Below are 21,875 nucleotides of genomic sequence, written 5' to 3'. Positions count from 1 at the left end.
GCCCGGGATGAAGAGCGTGCGCGCGGCCCTGCGCGCCAACAAGATCGGCCGCGTGCTGATCCGCTACCGCCTGGACGCACTGCTGGAGGACACGCCGGCCGGCCCCTGGCTCAGGCTGGCGCGGCCGTTCGTGCCGCGCGCGCGCGACGACGTGGCCGCGCTCAGCCGCGGCGCGCGCCTGCGCCTGGTGCTGCAGGAACTGGGGCCGATCTTCGTCAAGTTCGGCCAGATCCTCTCCACCCGCCGCGACCTGATCCCGCCGGACGTGGCCCAGGAACTGACCCTGCTGCAGGACCGGGTCAAGCCCTTCGACGGCCAGCGCGCCCAGGCCATCGTCGAGCAGGCGCTGGGCGTGCCGATCGACGTGGCCTTCGCCCACTTCGACACCACGCCGCTGGCCTCGGCTTCGATCGCGCAGGTGCATGCGGCCACGCTGCACGACGGCCGCGAGGTCGTGGTCAAGGTGCTGCGCCCGGACATCGAGGCGCAGATCGCCGGCGACATCGCGCTGCTCAAGTCCGGCGCGGCGCTGGTGGACTACGCGCATCCGTCCGCCGACAAGATCCGGCCCAAGGAGATCGTCGCCGAGATCGAGGCCACCCTCGCCGCCGAGCTGGACCTGCAGCGCGAAGGCGCCAACGCCAGCGTGATGCGTCGCTTCTGGCAGGACTCGCCCGACCTGTACGTGCCGGAGATCATCTGGACCCACACCGCCGAGCGCGCGCTGACGATGGAGCGCGTGGTCGGCATTCCTTCCGACGACATCGTCGCGCTGGACGCGGCGGGCATCGACCGCAAGGCGCTGGCGGCCAAGGGCGTGCGCGTGTTCTACACGCAGGTGTTCCGCGACAACTTCTTCCACGCCGATGCGCACGCCGGCAACATCTGGGTCGATCCCGATCCGCTGCGCAAGGACGACCCGCGCTTCATCGCGCTGGATTTCGGCATCGTCGGCCAGCTCTCGAAGCAGGACCAGTACTACCTGGCCGAGAACTTCATGGCCATCTTCAACAAGGACTACCGGCGCATCGCCGAGCTGCACGTCGAGGCCGGCTGGATGCCGGCCACCGTGCGCATCGACGAGCTGGAGGCGGCCGCGCGCGGGGTGTGCGAGCCGTACTTCACCCGGCCGCTGTCGGAGATCTCGCTGGCGCAGGTGCTGATCAAGCTCTTCCGCACCGCGCAGAAGTACGAGCTGACCCTGCAGCCGCAGCTGATCCTGCTGCAGAAGACCCTGCTCAACATCGAAGGCGTCGGCCGCCAGCTCGACCCGCAGCTGGACATCTGGGCGGTAGCCAAGCCGGTGCTGCAGCGCATCCTGGTCAAGCGCTACAGCCCGCTGCACGCGGTCAACGAACTGCGCAAGCGCCTCCCGGAGATCATGACCCACGCCCCGGACATGCCGCGGCTGGTGCATGCCTGGCTCAAGCAGCAGGTCGACGGCCAGCACGAGCTGTCGATGCGCTCGAAGGACCTGGCCGCGCTCAACCTGACCCTGCAGCGTCTGCAGCGGCGGGTGGTCACCGCCATCGGCGGCGCGGGCCTGCTGGTGGTGGCCGCGGTGCTGCACGCCTTCGGCGTCGGCGGCCCGAGCCTGTGGGGCGTGCCGCTGTGGACCTGGTTCACCGGCGCGGCCGGCACCCTGGCGCTGCTTTCGGCATGGCTGCGGCGCTGACACCGCGCGCATGACTATGCACGACAGCGACGCCCTGCAGGCGCTGAAGGCCGAGCTGTTCGCCCACGGCGAACGCAACGACGCGGTCCAGCAGGCGCGCGGCGCGCGCATGCTCAACATCACTCCGGACACCGGCGAGTTCCTGGCGGTCCTGGTGCGGGCCACCCAGGCGCGCCGGGTGCTGGAGATCGGCACGTCCAACGGCTATTCCACGCTGTGGCTGGCCGAAGCGGCCGCCGCCATCGGCGGGCGGGTGACCACGCTGGAGTTCGCGCCCGACAAGTGGCGGTTGGCGCAGCTCACTTTCGCGCGCAGCGGCCTGGCCGGGACGATCGACGCGTTGCAGGCCGACGCCGGCGTCTGGCTGGCCTCGGCCGGCGAAGCCTCGGTCGACCTGATGTTTCTGGACGCCGACCGCGACCGCTACCTGGCCTGGTGGCCGGACCTGCGCCGGGTGCTGCGGCCCGGCGGCACGCTGGTGGTGGACAACGCGGTCTCGCACGCCGCCGAGCTGGCGGCGTTCGAGGCCGGGCTGCGCGCCGATGCGGCGTTCACCTGCGCCTTGTTGCCGGTGGGCAAGGGCGAACTGGTCGCCGTGCGCGCCGCCGGCTGAGCGCGTCAGCCGCCCTTGGCGACCTTGCTGAAGAAGTCGTAGATGCCCTCGTCGCTCATCTTGCGCGCGTTGGCCAGTTCGCCGGCCTTGGTCGCATAGACGACCTTACCCGCGGGCGAGACCACGACCGCGGCGGGGATGCCCTTCTCGATGGGATTGCCATAGGTGTTGGCGATGTCCAGGTTGTGATCCCAGTTGCCGACGTCGACCTTGACCACCTCGAAGTGCTGCTTGACCAGCGCGGCGTTCTTCTCGCTGTGCAGCGAGGTGTCCAGCGCGCGGCAGTCGCCGCACCAGTTGGCGCCGAAGATCAGCAGGGTCGGCTTGCGCGCTTGTTTGCCGGCGGCCAGCGCCTGGGCGACCTCGGCCTTGGCATCGGCTTGCGGGTTGTAAGGCAGGTCGGCGGCCAGGGCGGCGCCGGTGGCGGCGAGCAACAGCAGGGTCGACATCAAGCGCTTCATGGGGCGTGGACCGTGGGGAAGGGAAGGGCGATGGTTGGCGGCACGGGTCCCCGCCGTCAATGGCCCGGCGCGCGCATGCGTGGAACGCGGCGTGGCAGTCGTGGGTGTCCGCCGGCTACGACTAAAGTCGAACGTCAAAATGTAAATCTTTTGTTCTTGTAAGTAGCCTGGGCCCGCTGGCTGGGCCAGAATGCGCCGTACCGTGGCGTACGGCGAGGGCTAGGCACGCGGCGGTCGCAAAGTTGCAGTTGAAATCAATCAAGGACGCATGCCGTACCTGCATGCAAGTCACCGACAAACTCGTGGATCCGGAGGGGATACATGTTGAACAAGAAGAATGCGCTGGCCATCACCGTGGGCGCGATCTGCGCCGCCGCCAGCGGGGCGGGTTTCGCCTCGGCGCTTGACCGCTCCGGCCAGTCCATCGCGCCGTTCCTGAAGCCGGGCAACTACGCCGAGTACGGCGGCAGCTTCCTCAATCCCAAGGTGGACGGCAAGGACAAGAACGGCACCGACACCGGCAACGTGGCCAACAGCTACAACTTCGTCGGCGGCGCGATCAAGTTCCAGGCCACCGACAAGTTTTCCTTCGGCTTCATCTACGACGAGCCCTTCGGCGCGTCGGCCGAGTACCACGGCGCCAACGCCTTCACCGCCAACCCGCGCGACGTGGTGCTGAGCGGCCTGCCGATCGTGACCGGCCCCAGCGTCATCAGCAACGGCCAGCTGGCCGCCTATGGCCTCAATGCCGGCATCACCGGCGACACCGACGTGGAAGTGCGCACCAAGAGCCTGTCGGCGCTGCTGGGCTTCCAGCCGACCGAGAACTGGAACCTCTACGCCGGCGGCGTGTACCAGGAGATCAAGGGCCAGGTGTCGCTGCGCGGTTCGACCTACTCGGCCTTCAACGGCTACGACCTGTCGATCCCGTCCAAGCGCGACTGGGGCTGGCTGGCCGGCGTGGCCTACCAGAAGCCGGAGATCGCCCTGCAGGTCTCGCTGACCTACCGCTCGGAGATCGACTACGACATCAACGCCAACGAGTCCATGCCGCTGGTCACCGCGCTGGGCGCCAACCGCGCGCAGCTGGCGGGCCTGATCCAGCAGCTGGTGCTGGCCGGTCGCATCCCGCCGGCCACCGGCCAGGCGCTGGCCGGGACGCTGGGCTCGCTGGGCGGCCTGGGCGGCGGTACCACCTCGATCACCACGCCGCAGTCGGTCAACCTGGATTTCCAGACCGGCATCATGGCCGACACCGTGCTGTTCGGTAACGTGCGCTGGGTGCAGTGGTCCAAGTTCGCGGTGCGTCCGGCCCAGTTCGGCCAGCTCGCCGAGGCCGTCGGCCCGCTGATCGGCAAGCCCGATGGCTTCAACCTGGTGGACTACTCCAAGGACCAGTGGTCGGCCAACCTGGGCCTGGGCCGCAAGCTGACCGACACGGTGTCCGGTTCGTTCTCGGTGGGTTGGGACGGCGGCGCCGGCAATCCGGTGACCACCCTGGGCCCGACCGATGGCTACTGGAACGTCGGCCTCGGCCTGCGCTACAGCCCCACGCCCAAGATCGACCTGAGCGCCGGCGTGAAGTACTTCTGGCTGGGCGATGCCACCGCCGAAACCGGCGCGCACAGCTACGCCGGCGATTTCAAGGACAACAGCGCCATGGCCGTCGGCGTGAAGATGGGCCTGCACTTCTAAGCGCAGGCCGCACGCGCCGGGGCGTCATATGCCTGGCGACGACAAGGGCGATGCCATCCGGCATCGCCCTTTTTGTTGGTTTCTGGTTCTTCACTGGAGTACGAGGCTGGTACACCACCGCAGTGGCCGGCATTGCCCCGACATGGCGCGCTTCCTCGGCGCGGTCAGGCATTGATGGCCGACCTTTTGATGGGAGAGGATTGGCCGCGCCCGCGCTTCGGTGGGAGCCGCCGTGGCGGCGATGAGGCTCTACCGGGAACGCCCCATCGCCGCCATCGCGGCTCTCACGGGATCGGGGCGGCATTCTGCAAGGACTCCTTGATGGCCGGGCAACCCGACTCGCGCCATGCCAGTCGGCCGAGGACAATGGCGTGATGAGCTTCGCTTCCGATTCGCCCTTGCCGCCTCTCGCGCTGCTTTACGAGGACGCTCACCTGGCCGTGGTCGACAAGCCGGCCGGGCTGATGGTCCACGACAGCGGCCTGGCCCGCGGCGAGGAGGTCTTCCTGGCCGACCTGCTGCGCGCGCAGCTGGATCGGCCGATCTTCCTGATCCATCGCCTGGACCGCGGCACCAGCGGCTGCCTGCTGGTGGCCTTCGACCGCGACACCGCCTCGCTGCTGGGCCAGGGCTTCATGTCGCGCGAGGTGGAGAAGGACTACCTGGCCGTCTGTCGCGGCTGGCCCGGGGATGCGTTCACCATCGACCATGCGCTCGACGGTGGCCCGGGCAAGCCGGAGAAGAAGCCGGCCAGCACCGGCTTCGTGCGCCTGGCCACGGGCGAACTGGATGTCCCGTCCGGCGGTTTCGACACCTCGCGCTACGCGCTGCTGCGCGCGCGCCCGCACACCGGGCGCTTCCGCCAGATCCGCCGGCACCTCAAGCATGCCTTCCATCCGCTGATCGGCGACACCAGCCATGGCGAGGGCCGGCACAACCGCGCCTTCCGCATGCGCGGCGTGCACCGCATGCTGCTGCACGCGCGCCGGCTGGCGTTCCTGCATCCGCACAGCGGCGCGCGCATCGAGGCGCTGGCGCCGCTGGACGCGCAGTTCCTCCGCGCGCTGGACCTGTTCGGCTGGGACCGCGACGCGCGCTGAGCGCGGGCGCCTTCGGCGGCGGAAAAGAAAAAGGCGCCGTGCGGCGCCTTCTTCCTGGCTCGAAGCGTTGGCCTATCGCTTGGCCGGCGCCTTCATCATCGCATCGCGCGCCGCCTTGAACGGATTGCCGTCGTACCAGTTCGGCCACTGGTCGCCGCCGGCCAGTTCACGGCCCACGCCATAGACCAGTTCCAGGTCCTGCACGGTGCCGTCCAGCTTCCAGGTCGCCGGGTCGTACTCGTCGGCCGGCGAGTGGTAGCGCTGCTCGCCGTATTCCTTGGCGGCGGCCTTGCCGGCGGCCTGCCCGCCCTCGAGCAGGTCCTCGCCGCCGTCCACGTACAGCGCCGGCACGCCAGCCTTGGCGAAGTTGAAGTGATCCGAGCGGAAGTACGAACCGTTCTGCGGCGAGGCTTCGGCGTGCAGCGTGCGTCCCTGGGCCTCGGCCAGCGGCTTGAGGAGGTCCTCCAGCTGCGAGGCGCCCATGCCGGTCACGGTGACATCGCGCGCCTTGCCCGCCACCGACATCGCATCGATGTTGATCACCCCGGCGATCTTGTTCAGCGGGAAGGTCGGATGGGCGACGTAGTACTTCGAGCCCAGCAGGCCCGACTCCTCCAGCGTCACCGCCAGGAACACGACCGAGCGCTTCGGTTTCGGCTCCTGGTGCGCGAAGGCATCGGCCACCTCCAGGATGCCGGCCACGCCGGTGGCGTTGTCCACCGCGCCGTTGTAGATGTTGTCGCCGTCCTCGTTGTCGTGCTTGCCCAGGTGGTCCCAGTGGGCCATGTACAGCACGGCCTCGTCCGGGCGCTCGCTGCCGGGCAGCACGCCGATGACGTTGCGCGACTTGGCCTGGCCGATGGTGCTCTTGAGGTTGAAGGACACCTTGGCCTTCAGCGGCACCGGCTTGAACCCGGGCCTGGAGGCGTCCTTGTAGGCCTGGTCCAGGTCCAGCCCGGCCTTGGCGAACAGCGCGCGCGCCACCTCGCCGGTGATCCAGCCCTGCGCCGGGATGCGCGGCTGCGGATCGTCCGCGGCCGGCAGGTCGTACTGCGTGCCCGACCAGGAATTCTTGACCACGTCCCAGCCGTAGCTGGCGCCCTCGCTGTCGTGGACGATGATCGCCGCGTCCGCGCCCTTGCGCGCGGCTTCCTCGAACTTGTACGTCCAGCGGCCGTAGTAGGTCATGCGGTTGCCGTCGAACAGCTTTTCGTCGTGCGTGTGGAACCCGGGGTCATTGACGAACATCACCACGGTCTTGCCTTTCCAGCTCTTGGTCCCGGCGTAGTCGTTCCACTTGCGCTCGGGCGCGTCCACGCCGTAGCCGACGAACACCAGCTCGCTGTCCTTGACGTCGATCTCGGGCTTGCCGGTGCGCGTGCCGATCACCATCTGGTCGCCGAAGGCCAGCGTCTGCGTGCTGCCGTCGGCCTCGGTGATGGTCAGCGCGGTTGACGGGTCGGCGGTGGTTTCCACCATCGGCACGTCCTGCGTCCAGCTGTCGCCGTTGCCGGGCTTCAGGCCGATGCGCTGCATCTGCTCGGTGATGTAGGCCACCGTCCTGTCCTCACCCGGCGTGCCGGGGCCACGGCCCTCGAAGGCATCGGAGGACAGCGTCTTGACCAGTTCACCGAAGTCGCCGGCCTCGATCTTCGGCGAGAAGGCGTGCGGCGCGGCCGCGGCCTGGGTGGGCTCGGGCGTGGTGGCGGGGGCGGACGCGGCCGGCGCCGGCGGCGCTTCCGGCTTCTTGCAGGCGGCCAGCGCGGTCAGCGTGGCCAGGCCCAGCAGCAGCATGCGGGACATGCGGGTTCCTTGCGGGTGACGTACGGGAACCCGGGATTCTAGCCAGACGCGGCCGGCCCACCGCGCGCTTCGCCTGTCGATGCGGACAGGCGGCGCGGGAGGTCGGCCGGCAATGGCGATGGCGCGGTCGTCGGAATGAAGGTGGGAACCCAGCGCTTTCGCCGAGAGAGGAGCTGGGCGCTGGGTTCCCGCCGTTGGGAACGACGAGGGCGCGCTTGTTACTCGGCCGGGGCGGTGTTGCCGCTGTAGGCGATCGGCGTGGCGCCGGTCACTGGGCCGATCTTGGCGCTGCTGTGCACGTACAGCTTGACCGGGCGTTCGAACACCAGCGCGCCGTCGACCACGGCATTGGGGCCGATGATCACGCGCGGCGGGTTGCCCTCCTGCTTGCGGCTCGACCAGCCCTGGTTGCGCTCGATCTTGATGCCGCCGCGCACATGCGAACCGGCGCCGACGGTGAGATCGCCGTTGACCGTCTCAATGCCGCCGCCGACCTCGGTGCCGACGATGCCGATGGCACCGTTGACGTTCTCGATGCCCTTGGCGATCTTGCCGCCCTGGTCGACGAAGACGCTGCCGTTGACCGTCTCCAGGCTGCCGTTGACGGTAACCTGGCGGCCCAGCTTGAGGCTGCCGTTGACCGTCTCCAGGTCGCCGGTGACGGCCTTGTCGTCGACCTTGATCGAACCGTTGACGGTGCCGGCTTCCTTGACCGTGGCGCCGGCCTCGATGGTGATGCTGCCGTTGACCGTTTCCAGATCGCCGTAGGCCTGGCCGGCCTGCGCGGTGATGCTGCCGAGGACCTTGTCGATGGACTGCTGGGCGCTGGCGCCGCCGGCGGCCAGGGCCAGGGCGAGGCCCAGCGCGGTCAGGGCGGGGCGGGAGAAGGAGACGGTCATGGTGCGGTTCCTGTGCGGGTGATGTACGGGCTTGGATGCCGCGAGGTCCGCCAGGGTTTAAACGCAAGCCGGGCCTGGACAGGATGCCGCGCCGGGGCTGGCTACAATCGGGGCCTGATCCGTTGCCGAAGATGCATCCGTGCCCCAGTCGCTTCGTTCCAAGCCTGCCCGCGGCATCGTGCTGGCGGCGCTGCTGGTCCTGGCCACGGGCGCCTGGGCCCCGGCGTGGGCCCAAAGCCAGAACGAGGCGCAGAAGAAGCTGGAGAAGGTCCGCAAGGAGCTCAAGTCCATCGCCGCCGAGCGCCGTGACCTGGAGGGCCAGCGCGGCGAGGCCTCGCGCAGGCTGCGCGCGGCCGATGAACAGGTCGGCAAGTCCAGTCGCCAGCTCACCCAGACCCAGGCCGCGCTGCGCAAGGAGGAAGACGCGCTGGCCGGGCTGCAGACCAGGCGTGCGGGCATGCAGAAGCGCCTGGCCGGCCAGCGCGCCGAACTGGAACAGCTGCTGCGCGCGGCCTACATGGCCGGCAGCAACGCGCCGCTGAAGGTCCTGCTGTCGCAGGACAGCGTGGCCGATGCGAACCGCGCCCTGGTCTACCACCGCTACGTGCAGGGCGACGTGGCCGGCAAGATCGCCGCGCTCACCGGCCAGCTGCAGGAACTGCAGGCCGTCGAACGCGAGATCCAGGCGCGTCGTGCGGCGCTGCAGGACGCCCACAAGCGCCAGCAGGTGCAGGTGGCGCAGCTGCAGCGCGACCGTGGAACCCAGGCCGCGCTGGTCGCCCAGCTGGACGAGCGTTACGAGGACCGCAGCGACCGCGCCGAGGCGCTCGGGCGCGACGCCAAGGCCCTGGAGACCCTGCTGGCCAACCTGCGCGCGGCCGCCGCGCGGGCCGAGGCCGAACGTCGCGCCGCCGCGGAGCGCGCACGCCGTGAGCAGGCCGCGCGCGAGGCCGCCGCCCGCGAGCAGTCGGCCAGGGACCGTGCCGAAGCGAAGGCCGAAGGCCGCGCGCCGCCGCCGCCGCGCAAGGCCGCCCCGCCGCCGCCGGTGGTGGCCAGCGCGCCGGCGCTGAAGGTGGGCGGGCTGGGCTGGCCGACCTCGGGCAACCTGCTGGCGCGCTTCGGCGGGCAGCTGCCCGATGGCCGCACCAGCCAGGGCGTGCTGATCGGCGCGCCGGTGGGTTCGACCGTCTCGGCGGTGGCCGATGGCACGGTGGTGTTCTCCGAGTGGATGACCGGCTACGGCCTGATCCTGATCATCGATCACGGCAACGGCTACATGAGCCTGTACGCGCACAACGAGGCGCTGCTGCGCGACGTCGGCGCCACGGTGAAGAAGGGCGATGCCATCGCCAAGGTCGGCAGCTCCGGCGGCTGGGGCACGCCGGCGCTGTACTTCGAACTGCGCAAGGGCGGGTCGCCGGTGGATCCGGGGACGTGGCTGCAGCGGCGGTAAGGGGGCGAGGAGCGAGCGAAGAGGCTCGAGGCGTGAGTCGAAGCCGCGCCCACTGCGCGCGCCGGCCCTCGCTCACGCCTCACGCCCTCCGCTCACTCCGGCTTCCCGCATAATCCGGGCGTCTGATCCCTACGATCCACCCGGAGTCGCCGCATGCGTGTGTCCCTGTTGCTGTCGTCCCTGCTGCTGGCGATCGCGCCGGCCCTGGCCCAGCAGGCCGCGCCCGCCGCCCAGGACGCGCCGCAGTCCGCACCCGCGCCGGCCGCCCCGCAGCCTGCGCCACAGCCGTCCAAGCCCGCCAAACCGGCGCAGGACGGAGACGACGACGCGCCGGCCGTGCCGTCCAGCGACGATCCCGACGGCACCGAGGCCAAGACCTCCGAGGTGCCGCTGGACGAGATCCGGCGCTTCGTCTCGGTGTTCAACGCGGTCAAGCAGGCCTATGTCGAACCGGTGGACGACGAGAAACTGATGCACTCGGCCATCCGCGGCCTGCTGCTGGACCTGGATCCGCACAGCGCCTATCTGGACAAGGAAGACGCCAAGGACTTCGACGAGCAGGCCAACGGTGCCTATGACGGCGTCGGCGTGGAACTGCTGGCCCAGCCCGACGGCACGCTCAAGGTGATCTCGCCCATCGACGGCACCCCGGCCGCGCGCGCCGGGCTGCAGTCCGGCGACATCATCGTGGCCATCGACGGCAAGCCGCTGGGCGGCCTGAACGATCCGATGGAGCCGCTGCGCGGCAAGGTCGGCACCCAGGTCACCCTGACCATCGTGCGCGACAAGGTCGCCAAGCCGTTCGACAAGACCCTGACCCGCGAGACCATCCGCGTGGCCAGCGTGCGCTCGCGCCTGCTCGAGCCGGGCTATGGCTACATCCGCATCAGCGCCTTCCAGGCCGACACCGGCGCGGACTTCCAGAAGGCGGTCGACGGGCTCAAGGCCAAGGGCCCGCTCAAGGGCGTGGTGCTGGACCTGCGCAGCAACCCGGGCGGCCTGCTGACCAGCGCGGTGCAGGTGGCCGACGATCTGCTGGACAAGGGCACCATCGTCACCACGCGCGGCCGCATCGCCATCAGCGACGCCAAGTTCGACGCCACCCCGGGCGATCGTCTCAAGGGCGTGCCGGTGGTGGTGCTGGTCGACGCCGGGTCGGCCAGCGCGGCCGAAGTGCTGGCCGGCGCGCTGCGCGACAACGACCGCGTGCGCATCATCGGCAGCCGCACCTTCGGCAAGGGCTCGGTGCAGACCGTACTGCCGCTGGACAACGGCGATTCGGTCAAGCTGACCACGGCGCGCTATTACACGCCCAGCGGCAAGTCGATCCAGGCCACCGGCATCGTGCCCGACGTGGTGCTCAAGCCCGACGAGCCGGCCGACCGCGACATCCCGCCTTCGCTGGCCGACTACAGCGAGGCCACGCTGCCCGGTCACCTGCGCGGCGACCAGGAGGGCGCCGAGGGCTATGCCGCCGGCGATGTGCTCAACGGCGACAAGCCGATCGATCAGGCGCTGGCCGAACTGAAGCATCCGGGTTCGATCGCGGCCGCGCAGAAGGCGGCCGACGCCAAGGCCGCCGCCGCCAAGCCCAAGCCCGCACCGAAGGCGCCGGCGCCGGAAGCCGCCGACAAGCCGGCCGCCGCTGCGCCTGCCAAGCCTGTCGCCCCCACGCCGGCCAAGCCCGCCGAAGTCCCGGCGACGCCCTAGGCCTGGTGGGAGCCGGCATGCCGGCGATGAGGCTTTCCCGGTCCGGCCCCACCGCCGGCATGCCGGCTCCCACAGGGCGGGCCGGGATCAGCGGTTGCGCGTCAGCGCTTCGGGATTGACCAGATTGCGCGGTGTCCCGTCCGCGAAGGCCCGCACGTTGTCCAGCGCCGTGCCCAGGTACAGCGCGTAGCTGTCCTGTTCGACGTAGCCCAGGTGCGGCATCGCCAGCACGCGCGGATGGGTCAGCAGCGGCTCGCGCTCGGGCACCGCGGGCTCATGCTCGAACACATCCAGCGCCGCCATGCCCGGGCGGCCGGCCTCGAGCGCGGCCAGCAGCGCGCCGGGGGCGATCAGCTCGGCGCGGCTGGTGTTGACCAGCAGGGCGTCGGGCTTCATGCGCGCCAGCAGCGCGGCATCGACCTGGTGGCGCGTCGCGGGCGCCAGGCGCCGATGCAGGCTGAGCACGTCGCTGTGTTCGAACAGCGCTTCCACCGAGGCCGCCACGTCGAATCCATCGGCCTGGGCGGCGGTGCGCGCGGCCTCGCCGCCCCACACCAGCACCCGCATGCCGAACGCGCGGCCGTAGCCGGCGACGAGGCGGCCGATCCTGCCGTAGCTCCACACGCCCAGCGTGCGGCCGTGCAGCGCGCGGCCGAGCACCGCATCGCCGGTGTCCTGCCAGCGGCCGGCCTTCAGCGCCGTGCCATAGGCGGGCAGGCGCCGCATCGCGGCCATGACCAGCGCCCAGGTCAGCTCGGCCGGCGCGATCGGCGAGCCGGCCCCTTCGACCACCGCCACGCCGTGGGCGGTGCATGCGGCGAGGTCCACGTGCGCGCCGACCTTGCCGGTCTGGCTGATCAGGCGCAGCTGCGGCAGGCGCGCCAGCAGGGCCGTGTCGATGCGCGTGCGTTCGCGGATCAGCACCAGCGCCTGCGCCGGCTGCAGCAGCGCCGCACGCGCCTCCAGCGCCTCGGGCAGCGCGCCGAGCACCTGCACGTCCAACCCCTGCGCATGCGCGGCCAGCGCCGGCAGCGCCGCGGTGGCGCGCTGGTAATCGTCGGCGATGAGCACGCGCATCACGATCAGCGCGGCTTGCCGGGCAGCGGGAAGGGCGTCACAACCTTCTCGCCGCTGGCCGCGTCGCGGATCGCGCTGGCGCCCTTCTTCTCCACTTCCTCCACCCGCACGATGCTCTGCATCGGCAGGTGCAGCACGCGGGTGTTGCCGAACTCCTCGCGCAGGCGTTCCTCGGTCGGGTCCACCACCAGCCCGTCGTGCACGTCGAACACCAGCTCGCCCACCTCGGTGAAGCCCCACAGTGCGTCGGAGCTGGCCACGCGGCGGGCGTAGAGTTCGTAGACCTTGCCGTGGTTGAGGAAGGTGACCTTGTAGAGCGGCTTGGACATTGCGGCGTGCGGGAGGCGACGGAAGGAGTGCGGCAAGATCTGGGCGCGGGCCGGGCTTTGCAACCTAGAAGCCGTAGCGCCGGCGCAGGCGCCGGGCGATGGCGGCGCGCACGAACAGCGCGAACACGATCCCGAACAGGAACCCGGCCACGTGCGCCGACCACGCCACCGCGCCGAACGCCGGGCCGATGTAGGCGAACACCACCTGCAGCACCGCCCACACCCCGATCAGCACGGCGGCCGGGGCGCGCACGAACTGCAGGAACAGGCCCAGCGGCACCACCACGCCCAGCTTGGCGCCGGGAAACAGCGCCAGATAGGCGCCGATCACGGCCGACACCGCGCCGCTGGCGCCGATGATCACCCGGTCCGGCGCGCCGATGGCCAGCACCGCCGCCAGGTTGGACACCGCCCCGCCCAGCAGGAACAGCGCCAGGAAGCGCCACGGCCCCATCGCCCGCTCGGCCGGCAGGCCGAAGATCAGCAGGAACACCAGGTTGCCGAGCAGGTGCGCCCAGTCCGCGTGCAGGAACAGCGCGGTGAACAGGCGCAGGAGCGAGCCGTCGGTCAGACCCGTGCGCCATTCCTGCAGGCTGTCCAGGCCGCCGGTCAGCGCGCCCCACTGCAGCAGCAGGCCACGGTACATGCCGACCGGGCGGGTGATGGCCCACAGGAAGGCCAGCCACAGCAGGGCGAACAGCACGGGCGTGGCCCAGCGCACGGAGGGCTTGCGGCGGGAAGGCGTGGCGACGAACACGATCAGGAAGGGTCTTCGGTAGGCGGGGAAGGCAGGGCGCCATCGTCGGCGCGCACGCGACTAAAATCTAATCGGCCACCTGACGGCCCGGTCAGATTGCGGAGATATACTTGCATACGGCGTCGTATGTCGGGAGGGAGTTTCCGGCGCATGGATGTCGGAGGCCGCCAGGCGGCCTCCGGCCCGTGTCGCGGCGCAGGCGTTTCTTTTTTCGTCTTCCGGAGTCCATGCACATGCTGTCCTCGAATCTGCTCAGAGTCTCGCTCCTGGCCGCCGGCGTCGCCGGCGCCCTGGCCAGTGGCCACGCCCACGCCGCCGCCTTCCAGCTGAAGGAAAACAGCGCCAAGGGCCAGGGCCGCGCGTTCGCCGGTTCGGCCAGCGCCCCCGGCGACATCGCCGTGGTGGCCAACAATCCTGCCGCCATGCGCCTGCTGGATGGTCGCCAGCTGTCCATCGGCGCCAGCGCGATCAGCTTCAGCGCCGACTTCAAGGGCTCCGGCCGCTACGTCGGTGCGACCGGCCCGGGCACCGGCGCCCCGGTGAGCGGCGGCGACGGCGGCGATGCCGGCACGATCGCCGCGCTGCCGGCGGTGTACTTCGCCATGCCGGTCGGCGACAACATGCACTTCGGCGCCTCGCTGACCGTGCCGTTCGGCTTCAAGACCGAATACGACCGCGACTGGGTCGGCCGCTACCAGGGCATTAAGACCGAGCTGCAGACCATCGACGCCGGCCTGGCGTTCTCCTACGACGTCAATCCGTGGGTGTCCTTCGGCGCCTCGGTGTTCGCCGAGCGCCTGGACGTGGATCTGACCAACGCCATCGACTTCGGCACTGCGCTCTATGCCCAGCGCGTGCCGGGCGTCACGCCCGGCAGCCAGGACGGCTTCGCCCGTGTCAAGGGCGACAGCACCGAGGTCGGCTTCACCCTGGGCGGCCTGTTCAGCGTCGATGAGAACACTCACATCGGCTTCACCTACCGCTCGCGCGTGGACCACAAGATCGATAACGGCAAGGCCACCTTCGATGTGCCGCCGTTCGCCAAGGCGGTGCTGGGCGTGGCCGCGCCGGGCCAGTACGTCAACACCGGCGGCAGCGCCAAGATCATCATGCCGGCCAGCGCCACGGCCAGCTTCACCCACATCATCAACGACCGCTGGACGGTCATGGCCGATGTGAGCCGCACGGCGTGGAGCAAGTTCGACAAGATCACCGTCGACTTCGACTCGGCCCAGGCCGACAACACGCTGGTGTTCAACTACCGCGATACCACCTTCGGCTCGATCGGCGCGGACTACAAGTACAGCGACACGCTGACCTTCCGCGGCGGCCTGGCCTACGACCAGACGCCGACCCAGGCGCGGTACCGCGACGTGCGCGTGCCGGACAACACCCGCAAGTGGCTGTCGCTGGGCCTGACCTGGACGCCGTCGCCCAGCAGCGAGTGGAACGTGGGCTATACCCACCTGTTCGTCTCCGATCCGACCATCGACGAGACCGCGGTCACCGGCAGCACGCTGGTGGGCTCGTTCGACGTGGGCGGCGACGTGCTGGCCGGTTCGTACACCTACAAGTTCTGACCGGCGCCGCAGGCCGGCATGTCCGCGAACCCCGCCTTGCGCGGGGTTCTTTTTTTTGCGGCGCCCGCCAGGTGGACCACGGCGCCTAGGACGCGTCGTGCAGATGCACCACCCGGTTGCGGCCGCCGCGCTTGGCCTCGTACAGGGCCTGGTCGGCCAGGTCCATCAGGTCCACCACGGCGATGCGCCGGGTCGCGCAGGCCACGCCGATGCTGACGCCCACGCGCAGTCCGCCGTGCGTCGGCAGTCGCAGCGCGTCGGTGGACTGGCGGATGCGTTCGCCCAGGCGCACCGCCTCCTCGCAGCGCATGCCGGTGGTGACGATCACGAATTCCTCGCCGCCGGTGCGCGCGAACAGGTCGTGCTGGCGGATGCAGGCGCGCACCGTGTCGGAGAAGGCCTGCAGCACCTGGTCGCCGATCCGGTGGCCGTGGCGGTCGTTGATCTCCTTGAAGCGGTCCAGGTCCAGCGCCAGCACCGACAGGCTGTCGGGCGTGGCGCCGCCGCCGGGCGCGCGGCGCTCCTCCAGGCTGTGGCTCAGGCCGCGGCGATTGAGCGCGCCGGTCAACGGATCGACCAGCGCGCCGTGGCGAAGCGCCTCGGCGGCGTGGAAGCTGCTCAGCATCAGCATGCAGAAGTTGAGCATGAACCACAGCGCCAGGTCGGAGCTGACCCACAGGTCGTCGATGTCGTAGTGGCCCCGGCCTTCCAGCCAGCCCGACATGCCGCTGCTGTAGATGCCGATCAGCAGCGCGCAGCTGACCATCATCAGGCGGGCGGGCACCTTGTCCGGCGCGGCGCGCAGCCGCCGCAGCTGCCAGATCATCGTGGCCAGCGCCACCACCTCGACCAGGCTCAGCGCCATGCCCTGCGCGTCGGTGGTGCCGGCCGCCAGCCAGGCGATCACCGGCGGCACCATGCTCAGCGGCATCCATGCCAGCTCCCGGCGACGCAGGCGGCGCTGCTGGACAAACTGCACCAGCGCCCACGCCAGCCCCGCCATGCCGGCGCAGGCCAGCACCGCGCCCAGGTTGACCGCCAGCAGGGCGGCGACCGGGTGGCCCGCCTCGCGGAGCGCGCTGGCCAGGACATCGATGCTGTCCGCGCCCAGGGTATAGGCCAGGTGCGCCAGGCCCCAGGTCGCGATGCCGTACAGCGTGCGCGACACGTGCGCCACGTAGGAGAACAACGCGAACAGCACCAGCGCCAGCATGCAGTCGCTGAGCAGGCTGAAGAACACCGCGTTGGCCATGGTGACGACTCCCCTTGCGATCCCGGTGCGCCCCCGCGCGCCGGTAGCTCCATCATTGATTCCCTTCGCGGCGCTGCACGAAGCGTGCCAGCCGCGTCCCCCGCCGGCGGACCGCCGGTGCCGCGTGTCGTCCGTTGTACACGGCCGGCAGGTCCGGCGCCGGATACGACCATGGTCGCAGCCGTTCCCCACGCGCCGGGCGCCGGATCCGCCGGGGCGCGCAAGTCCTTGAGCCGGAAACGCTTTTATGTGCGTTTGCACAATTTCCGGTCGGTTGCCGGGCGCTGGATCGCGGGGCTACCATTCAGGCGTTTTCCGCAGCCAAGGGTGCGGCAGGCGCGATGATCGAAGTGGCGACACAGGGCCCGGAAGGGCGGGGAACGCGGCTGACGCTGCGGCCTCCGCGGGCACTGAATGCGCGTCAGTTCGTGACGCTGTTCGTGGCCTGCACCGGCCTGATGTGGGGCGCGGCGATCCTGGGCTGGCTGGCGGGCAACGCCTTCGCCCCGGTGTTCGCGGTGCTGCACGGCGGCCTGGTCGGGCTGGCGCTGCGGGCGGCGTGGCGGGCCGGCGAGCGCGATGAGGTCATCGCGATCGCGCCGGAGCTGGTGGAGGTGCGGCGGCGCGCGCAGCGCGATGCCGCGTTCCGGGCGCATCCGTACTGGGTGCGGCTGGGCGTCGGCGGCGATGCCTGCGTCACGCTGTCCTCCAGCGGCCGCCAGGTGGAAGTGGGAAGGCTGCTCGGCCCGGCCGAGCGGCAGGAACTGGCAAGGCAGTTACGCGTTTCACTTGCGGCCGCGGTGCGGCCGTGACCGATGACACTCAGGTGGGGTCTAGGCAATGACGCAAGGCAAGACAAGGGGAGGCAGCCGCGTCGCGCTGCTGGCGACACTGGCGACACTGGCGGGCCTGCCGGGCCTGGCCTTGGCGCAGGTCGCCGATCCCAAGCCGTGGCAGCTGAACATGGGCCGGGGCGTCACCCATACCGCGCGCATGGCCTACGAGGCGCACATGGTGGCGCTGTGGGTCTGCGTGGCGATCGGCATCATCGTGTTCGGCGCGATGGGCTATGCGATGTTCAAGTTCCGCAAGTCCAAGGGCGCGGTCGCCGCGCAGTTCAGCCACAACACCACCGCCGAGCTGATCTGGACCATCGTGCCGGTGATCATCCTGATCGCCATGGCCTGGCCGGCCACCGCCAAGCTGATCGCGATGTACGACACGCGCGATTCGGAGATGACCGTCAAGGTCACCGGCTACCAGTGGATGTGGAAGTACGAGTACCTGGGCCAGGGCGTCGAGTTCACCAGCCGCCTGGCGCGCGACTCCGACCAGATGCGCCAGTCCGGCAAGGTGCCCGACGCCGCCAGCAACCCGCACTACCTGCTGGAAGTGGACCACCCGCTGGTGCTGCCGGTGGATACCAAGATCCGCTTCGTCATCACCGCCGACGACGTCATCCACTCCTGGTGGGTGCCGGCGCTGGGCTGGAAGCAGGACGCCATCCCCGGCCTGATCAACGAGGCCTGGACCAACATCGAGGTGCCCGGTACCTACCGCGGCCAGTGCGCCGAGCTGTGCGGCAAGGACCACGGCTTCATGCCGATCGTGGTCCAGGCCGTGTCCAAGGCCGACTTCCAGAAGTGGCTGGCCGCACGCAAGCCGGCCGCCCCGGTGCCGCCGGCCCCGGCCGAAGGCTCGCCGGCGCCCGACGTGACGCCGGAGCAGGCCGCGCCGGCCGGCAGCGGCGCCAGCGCCGCCGCCGCGCCCGCCGCCACCGAAGCAGCGCCCGCGCCCGCGCAGGCCTGATCTCTTCTCGCGACACCCGCTGCTTTCGAGGAACACGCCCATGGCCCACGCCGCCGCAGAGCACCACGACGATCACCACGGCCATCGCCAGGGGTTCGTCGAGCGCTGGTTCTTCTCCACCAACCACAAGGACATCGGCACGCTGTACCTGCTGTTCTCCTTCGTGATGTTCATCATCGGCGCGGCGATGAGCGTGGTGATCCGCGCCGAGCTGATGGAGCCGGGCCTGCAGTTCGTCAAGCCCGAGTTCTTCAACCAGATGACCACCGTGCACGCGCTGGTGATGATCTTCGGCGGCGTCATGCCGGCCTTCGTCGGCCTGGGCAACTGGATGATCCCGCTGCAGATCGGCGCGCCGGACATGGCGCTGCCGCGCATGAACAACTGGTCGTTCTGGCTGCTGCCGGTGGCCTTCACCCTGCTGCTGATGACCCTCTTCCTGCCGGGCGGCGCCCCGGCCGGCGGCTGGACGCTGTATCCGCCGCTGTCGCTGCAGGGCGGCGCCAACGTGGCCTTCAGCGTGTTCGCCATCCACGTGGCCGGCATCAGCTCGATCATGGGCGCGATCAACATCATCGCCACCATCCTCAACATGCGCGCGCCGGGCATGGATCTGCTGAAGATGCCGATCTTCGTGTGGACCTGGCTGATCACCGCCTTCCTGCTGATCGCGGTGATGCCGGTGCTGGCCGGCGCGGTGACCATGCTGCTGACCGACCGCTTCTTCGGCACCAGCTTCTTCAACGCCGCCGGCGGCGGCGACCCGGTGATGTACCAGCACATCTTCTGGTTCTTCGGCCACCCCGAGGTCTACATCATGATCCTGCCGGCCTTCGGCGTGGCCAGCGAGATCATCCCGACCTTCAGCCGCAAGCCGCTGTTCGGCTACCAGGCGATGGTCTACGCCACCGCCTCGATCGCCTTCCTGAGCTTCATCGTGTGGGCGCACCACATGTTCGCGGTGGGCATGCCGCTGGGCGGCGAGATCTACTTCATGTTCGCCACCATGCTGATCGCCATCCCCACCGGGGTGAAGGTGTTCAACTGGGTCTCGACGATGTGGAAGGGCTCGCTGAGCTTCGAGACGCCGATGCTGTGGGCCGTGGCCTTCGTCATCCTGTTCACCATCGGCGGCTTCTCCGGGCTGATGCTGGCCATCGTGCCGGCCGACTTCCAGTACCACGACACCTACTTCGTGGTGGCGCACTTCCACTACGTGCTGGTGACCGGCGCGGTGTTCTCGATCATCGCGGCCACCTACTACTGGTGGCCCAAGTGGACCGGGCGCATGTACAGCCAGTTCTGGAGCAAGTTCCATTTCTGGTGGACGGTGGTGTTCGTCAACGTGCTGTTCTTCCCGCAGCACTTCCTGGGCCTGGCCGGCATGCCGCGCCGCATCCCCGACTACAACGTGGTCTTCGCCGACTGGAACTTCGTCAGTTCGATCGGCGCGTTCGGCATGTTCCTCACGCCCTTCATGATGGCCGCCATCCTGGGCTGGTCGCTGAAGAAGGGCGCGCCGGCCGACGCGCGCGCCTGGGAGACCGCCAAGGGCCTGGAATGGACGGTGCCCTCGCCGGCGCCCGCGCATACCTTCACCACGCCGCCGGTGATCAAGCCGGGCGATCTGGCGCACGAGGACATCGGTCACTGATGGAGACCCCGCGCGCCCCGCTGCAGCCCATGGCCGACGCCGCCCGGCGCCGCCGCGCCACGCGCGTCACCGCGCTGGTGGTGGGCGGCATCGCGATCGCGATCTATGCCGCCTTCATCCTGTCCGGCGTGCTGCGCGCGTGAGCACCGAGGACGCCACCGCTCCGGCGCCGGATCGGCGCACCGCCGGCCTGCCGCGGCTGATCGGCGTGGCCGTGGTGGTGTTCGTGCTGACCTTCTCGCTGGTGCCGCTGTACCGGCTGGCCTGCGAGAAGGTGTTCGGCATCCGCCTGGACAGGGGCCCGGCCGCGGCCGGGCAGGTCGCGGCCGCGCCGGCGAGCAAGCGCCTGGTGACGGTGGAGTTCGACGGCGGCGTCAATTCGAAGCTGCCCTGGGCCTTCCATCCGGAGGTCCAGCGCATGCAGGTGGTGCCGGGCCAGCTGTACGAGGCGCAGTTCTTCGCGCGCAACGACGGCAAGCGCTCGATCGTGGGCAACGCGGTGCCGTCGGTGGCGCCGGCGCGGGCCTCGCAGTACTTCGTCAAGACCGAGTGCTTCTGCTTCACCGCGCAGACGCTGGAGGCCGGGGAGAGCCGCGACATGCCGCTGCGCTTCATGGTCGACCCGCATCTGCCCAGCGATGTCAGCACGATCACCCTGTCCTACACCTTCTTCAAGAACGATGCGCTGACCACGGCCCTGGCGGGCGCGGCGGCGAGTCCGACGGCGCATTCGGCGCCCTGATTGCCCAAGACCCTCAAAGGAACGCGTGATGGCGCAGACCCACTCCCAGGATGCCGATGTCTACTTCGTGCCGGCGCAGAGCAAGTGGCCCTTTGTCGGTTCGATCGCGATGTTCGTGCTGATGATCGGCGTGGCCAGCTGGCTCAATGACGCGGCCTGGGGCAAGTGGACCTTCCTGGTCGGCGTGGTGCTGCTGGCGGCGACGCTGTTCATGTGGTTCGGCGATGTGATCCGCGAATCGGTCGGCGGCCGCTACAACGGCCAGGTCGACGTGTCCTTCCGCATGGGGATGGTGTGGTTCATCTTCTCCGAGGTGATGTTCTTCGCCGCCTTCTTCGGCGCGCTGTTCTACACCCGCACCTTCGCCCTGCCGTGGCTGGGCGGCCAGGGCGACGGGGTGATGACCAACGCGCTGCTGTGGGAAGGCTATTCGGCCGGCTGGCCGACCAACGGCCCGGCCATGGTCGGCGGCACCTTCCAGACCATTCCGGCGTGGGGCCTGCCGCTGATCAACACGCTGATCCTGCTGACCTCCGGCGTGACCCTGACCATCGCCCACCACGCGCTCAAGGCGGCCCAGCGCGGCACCGTGCTGCTGTGGCTGGGCATCACCGTGCTGCTGGGCATCACCTTCCTGTACTTCCAGGTGACCGAGTACGCCCATGCCTACCACGCGCTCAACCTGACGCTGGGGTCGGGCATCTACGGCTCGACCTTCTTCATGCTCACCGGCTTCCATGGTGCGCACGTGTTCCTGGGCACGCTGATGTTGGCCATCATGTGGCTGCGCGTGCTCAAGGGGCATTTCAGCAAGGACCACCACTTCGCCTTCGAGGCGGCCGCGTGGTACTGGCATTTCGTCGACGTGGTGTGGCTGGCGCTGTTCCTGTTCGTCTACGTGCTTTGAGGCAGGAACGCGTCGAGAGGAACGCGGCACGAATGAAGGGTGGAAGCGTCGCAGGCCTCGATCACTCGTTCCCCGTTCCGCTTCGCTCGTTCCTCGCTTTCAGCCACCGACGCCATGCGGCTTGATCCAGCCGCCCCAGATGCCCAGCACCACCAGCGCGAACAGGGTCACGGACAGGCCGATGCGCCAGGTCAGTGAGCGCACGGTGCGCTTGGTCTGGCCCCGGTCGATCAGCAGGTAGTACAGGCCGGCGCCGAGGTTCCACACGATCATGATCAGGAAGGCGACGATCAGCAGGGTCTTGAGCGAGTCGTTCATGCGCATCTCTCGCGCGGCCACGTGCCGCGTGCGGCGATTAT

General features: G+C 69.7%; 20 protein-coding genes and 1 pseudogene. 13 read left to right on the top strand and 8 right to left on the bottom strand.

Features of this window, described 5'->3' with window-relative positions:
* Window positions 1-16: 16 nt before the first annotated feature.
* Window positions 17-1,675, top strand: coding sequence for a ubiquinone biosynthesis regulatory protein kinase UbiB (gene ubiB / locus LAJ50_RS18455; protein WP_138654758.1), 1,659 nt, complete (start codon window positions 17-19; stop codon window positions 1,673-1,675).
* A 16-nt stretch (window positions 1,676-1,691) separates the two neighbouring features.
* On the top strand, window positions 1,692-2,288 hold the full coding sequence (locus LAJ50_RS18450; RefSeq protein ID WP_130552384.1) for a class I SAM-dependent methyltransferase: 597 nt from the start codon (window positions 1,692-1,694) through the stop codon (window positions 2,286-2,288).
* A 5-nt stretch (window positions 2,289-2,293) separates the two neighbouring features.
* Here LAJ50_RS18450 and LAJ50_RS18445 read toward each other — a convergent pair whose 3' ends face one another.
* Window positions 2,294-2,737 carry a thioredoxin family protein gene (locus LAJ50_RS18445; protein ID WP_224096383.1) on the bottom strand — a complete coding sequence of 148 codons (444 nt, stop codon included), beginning with the start codon at window positions 2,735-2,737 and terminating at the stop codon, window positions 2,294-2,296.
* 333 nt (window positions 2,738-3,070) lie between these two features.
* On the opposite strand from LAJ50_RS18445, the gene LAJ50_RS18440 reads away from it, so the two are divergent.
* Window positions 3,071-4,444: an outer membrane protein transport protein gene (locus LAJ50_RS18440; protein ID WP_138654748.1), complete on the top strand. Its 1,374-nt coding sequence runs from the start codon at window positions 3,071-3,073 to the stop codon at window positions 4,442-4,444.
* Between the two features lie 374 nt (window positions 4,445-4,818).
* Window positions 4,819-5,544 carry a pseudouridine synthase gene (locus LAJ50_RS18435; RefSeq protein ID WP_138654750.1) on the top strand — a complete coding sequence of 242 codons (726 nt, stop codon included), beginning with the start codon at window positions 4,819-4,821 and terminating at the stop codon, window positions 5,542-5,544.
* A gap of 72 nt (window positions 5,545-5,616) precedes the next feature.
* Here LAJ50_RS18435 and LAJ50_RS18430 read toward each other — a convergent pair whose 3' ends face one another.
* Together LAJ50_RS18430 and LAJ50_RS18425 are read right to left on the bottom strand one after the other, a co-directional pair.
* Window positions 5,617-7,347, bottom strand: a complete 1,731-nt coding sequence (locus LAJ50_RS18430; protein ID WP_138654752.1) for a M28 family metallopeptidase — start codon at window positions 7,345-7,347, stop codon at window positions 5,617-5,619.
* Window positions 7,348-7,565: 218 nt separating this feature from the next.
* Complete coding sequence (locus tag LAJ50_RS18425; RefSeq protein ID WP_075077230.1) at window positions 7,566-8,246, bottom strand: hypothetical protein; 681 nt, start codon at window positions 8,244-8,246, stop codon at window positions 7,566-7,568.
* 178 nt (window positions 8,247-8,424) lie between these two features.
* Here LAJ50_RS18425 and LAJ50_RS18420 point away from each other — a divergent pair, with 178 nt between their 5' ends.
* Window positions 8,425-9,699, top strand: a complete 1,275-nt coding sequence (locus tag LAJ50_RS18420) for a peptidoglycan DD-metalloendopeptidase family protein (protein WP_255613097.1) — start codon at window positions 8,425-8,427, stop codon at window positions 9,697-9,699.
* A gap of 342 nt (window positions 9,700-10,041) precedes the next feature.
* A pseudogene (locus tag LAJ50_RS18415) lies at window positions 10,042-11,409 on the top strand (S41 family peptidase); the annotation flags it as partial.
* A gap of 87 nt (window positions 11,410-11,496) precedes the next feature.
* Here the strand turns inward: LAJ50_RS18415 and LAJ50_RS18410 are convergent.
* The 3 genes from LAJ50_RS18410 to LAJ50_RS18400 form a co-directional block, all read right to left on the bottom strand.
* Window positions 11,497-12,486, bottom strand: coding sequence for a D-2-hydroxyacid dehydrogenase family protein (locus LAJ50_RS18410; protein WP_138655386.1), 990 nt, complete (start codon window positions 12,484-12,486; stop codon window positions 11,497-11,499).
* A gap of 5 nt (window positions 12,487-12,491) precedes the next feature.
* The gene (locus tag LAJ50_RS18405; protein WP_130552376.1) at window positions 12,492-12,815 is read right to left on the bottom strand and encodes a DUF1820 family protein; all 324 of its coding nucleotides are present in this window, start codon (window positions 12,813-12,815) and stop codon (window positions 12,492-12,494) included.
* Between the two features lie 64 nt (window positions 12,816-12,879).
* Window positions 12,880-13,572, bottom strand: a complete 693-nt coding sequence (locus LAJ50_RS18400; RefSeq protein ID WP_130552375.1) for a rhomboid family intramembrane serine protease — start codon at window positions 13,570-13,572, stop codon at window positions 12,880-12,882.
* Window positions 13,573-13,799: 227 nt separating this feature from the next.
* On the opposite strand from LAJ50_RS18400, the gene LAJ50_RS18395 reads away from it, so the two are divergent.
* Window positions 13,800-15,152, top strand: a complete 1,353-nt coding sequence (locus LAJ50_RS18395) for an outer membrane protein transport protein (protein WP_165424186.1) — start codon at window positions 13,800-13,802, stop codon at window positions 15,150-15,152.
* 85 nt (window positions 15,153-15,237) lie between these two features.
* Here LAJ50_RS18395 and LAJ50_RS18390 read toward each other — a convergent pair whose 3' ends face one another.
* Window positions 15,238-16,404 carry a GGDEF domain-containing protein gene (locus LAJ50_RS18390; RefSeq protein ID WP_138655384.1) on the bottom strand — a complete coding sequence of 389 codons (1,167 nt, stop codon included), beginning with the start codon at window positions 16,402-16,404 and terminating at the stop codon, window positions 15,238-15,240.
* Window positions 16,405-16,745: 341 nt separating this feature from the next.
* Between LAJ50_RS18390 and LAJ50_RS18385 the strand changes: the two genes are divergently transcribed.
* From LAJ50_RS18385 to LAJ50_RS18360, 6 genes are read left to right on the top strand one after another with little or no spacing between them, the layout of a single operon-like run.
* On the top strand, window positions 16,746-17,216 hold the full coding sequence (locus LAJ50_RS18385; protein ID WP_130552372.1) for a DUF2244 domain-containing protein: 471 nt from the start codon (window positions 16,746-16,748) through the stop codon (window positions 17,214-17,216).
* A gap of 28 nt (window positions 17,217-17,244) precedes the next feature.
* Window positions 17,245-18,213, top strand: coding sequence for a cytochrome c oxidase subunit II (coxB, locus tag LAJ50_RS18380; protein WP_224096382.1), 969 nt, complete (start codon window positions 17,245-17,247; stop codon window positions 18,211-18,213).
* 40 nt (window positions 18,214-18,253) lie between these two features.
* Complete coding sequence (gene ctaD / locus LAJ50_RS18375) at window positions 18,254-19,867, top strand: cytochrome c oxidase subunit I (RefSeq protein WP_130552370.1); 1,614 nt, start codon at window positions 18,254-18,256, stop codon at window positions 19,865-19,867.
* Window positions 19,867-20,010: a hypothetical protein gene (locus LAJ50_RS18370; protein WP_165424177.1), complete on the top strand. Its 144-nt coding sequence runs from the start codon at window positions 19,867-19,869 to the stop codon at window positions 20,008-20,010. The genes ctaD and LAJ50_RS18370 overlap by 1 nt, the downstream gene beginning before the upstream one ends.
* A complete protein-coding gene (locus tag LAJ50_RS18365) occupies window positions 20,007-20,609 on the top strand; it encodes a cytochrome c oxidase assembly protein (RefSeq protein WP_130552369.1) in 603 nt (200 codons plus the stop codon). Before LAJ50_RS18370 ends, LAJ50_RS18365 begins: the two co-directional genes overlap by 4 nt.
* A 28-nt stretch (window positions 20,610-20,637) precedes the next feature.
* Entirely contained in the window at window positions 20,638-21,516 is an 879-nt protein-coding gene (locus LAJ50_RS18360) for a cytochrome c oxidase subunit 3 (RefSeq protein WP_130552368.1), read from the top strand.
* A 99-nt stretch (window positions 21,517-21,615) separates the two neighbouring features.
* Here LAJ50_RS18360 and LAJ50_RS18355 read toward each other — a convergent pair whose 3' ends face one another.
* Window positions 21,616-21,834 carry a twin transmembrane helix small protein gene (locus tag LAJ50_RS18355; protein ID WP_130552367.1) on the bottom strand — a complete coding sequence of 73 codons (219 nt, stop codon included), beginning with the start codon at window positions 21,832-21,834 and terminating at the stop codon, window positions 21,616-21,618.
* Between the last annotated feature and the right edge of the window lie 41 nt (window positions 21,835-21,875).

Source organism: Pseudoxanthomonas sp. X-1, from assembly GCF_020042665.1.
GTDB lineage: Bacteria > Pseudomonadota > Gammaproteobacteria > Xanthomonadales > Xanthomonadaceae > Pseudoxanthomonas_A > Pseudoxanthomonas_A spadix_A.
The sequence above is the reverse complement of the archived record's forward strand: the minus strand, read 5'-3'. Positions and strand labels throughout refer to the sequence as shown.

Excerpts from the sequence above, each read along its gene's own strand:
- LAJ50_RS18450 (WP_130552384.1), top strand. The coding sequence starts at position 1,692 with ATGCACGACAGCGACGCCCTGCAGGCGCTGAAGGCCGAGCTGTTCGCC.
- LAJ50_RS18445 (WP_224096383.1), bottom strand. The coding sequence starts at position 2,737 with ATGTCGACCCTGCTGTTGCTCGCCGCCACCGGCGCCGCCCTGGCCGCC.
- LAJ50_RS18440 (WP_138654748.1), top strand. The coding sequence starts at position 3,071 with ATGTTGAACAAGAAGAATGCGCTGGCCATCACCGTGGGCGCGATCTGC.
- LAJ50_RS18435 (WP_138654750.1), top strand. The coding sequence starts at position 4,819 with ATGAGCTTCGCTTCCGATTCGCCCTTGCCGCCTCTCGCGCTGCTTTAC.
- LAJ50_RS18430 (WP_138654752.1), bottom strand. The coding sequence starts at position 7,347 with ATGTCCCGCATGCTGCTGCTGGGCCTGGCCACGCTGACCGCGCTGGCC.
- LAJ50_RS18425 (WP_075077230.1), bottom strand. The coding sequence starts at position 8,246 with ATGACCGTCTCCTTCTCCCGCCCCGCCCTGACCGCGCTGGGCCTCGCC.
- LAJ50_RS18410 (WP_138655386.1), bottom strand. The coding sequence starts at position 12,486 with ATGCGCGTGCTCATCGCCGACGATTACCAGCGCGCCACCGCGGCGCTG.
- LAJ50_RS18405 (WP_130552376.1), bottom strand. The coding sequence starts at position 12,815 with ATGTCCAAGCCGCTCTACAAGGTCACCTTCCTCAACCACGGCAAGGTC.
- LAJ50_RS18395 (WP_165424186.1), top strand. The coding sequence starts at position 13,800 with ATGCACATGCTGTCCTCGAATCTGCTCAGAGTCTCGCTCCTGGCCGCC.
- LAJ50_RS18390 (WP_138655384.1), bottom strand. The coding sequence starts at position 16,404 with ATGGCCAACGCGGTGTTCTTCAGCCTGCTCAGCGACTGCATGCTGGCG.
- LAJ50_RS18385 (WP_130552372.1), top strand. The coding sequence starts at position 16,746 with ATGATCGAAGTGGCGACACAGGGCCCGGAAGGGCGGGGAACGCGGCTG.
- coxB (WP_224096382.1), top strand. The coding sequence starts at position 17,245 with ATGACGCAAGGCAAGACAAGGGGAGGCAGCCGCGTCGCGCTGCTGGCG.
- ctaD (WP_130552370.1), top strand. The coding sequence starts at position 18,254 with ATGGCCCACGCCGCCGCAGAGCACCACGACGATCACCACGGCCATCGC.
- LAJ50_RS18370 (WP_165424177.1), top strand. The coding sequence starts at position 19,867 with ATGGAGACCCCGCGCGCCCCGCTGCAGCCCATGGCCGACGCCGCCCGG.
- LAJ50_RS18360 (WP_130552368.1), top strand. The coding sequence starts at position 20,638 with ATGGCGCAGACCCACTCCCAGGATGCCGATGTCTACTTCGTGCCGGCG.
- LAJ50_RS18355 (WP_130552367.1), bottom strand. The coding sequence starts at position 21,834 with ATGAACGACTCGCTCAAGACCCTGCTGATCGTCGCCTTCCTGATCATG.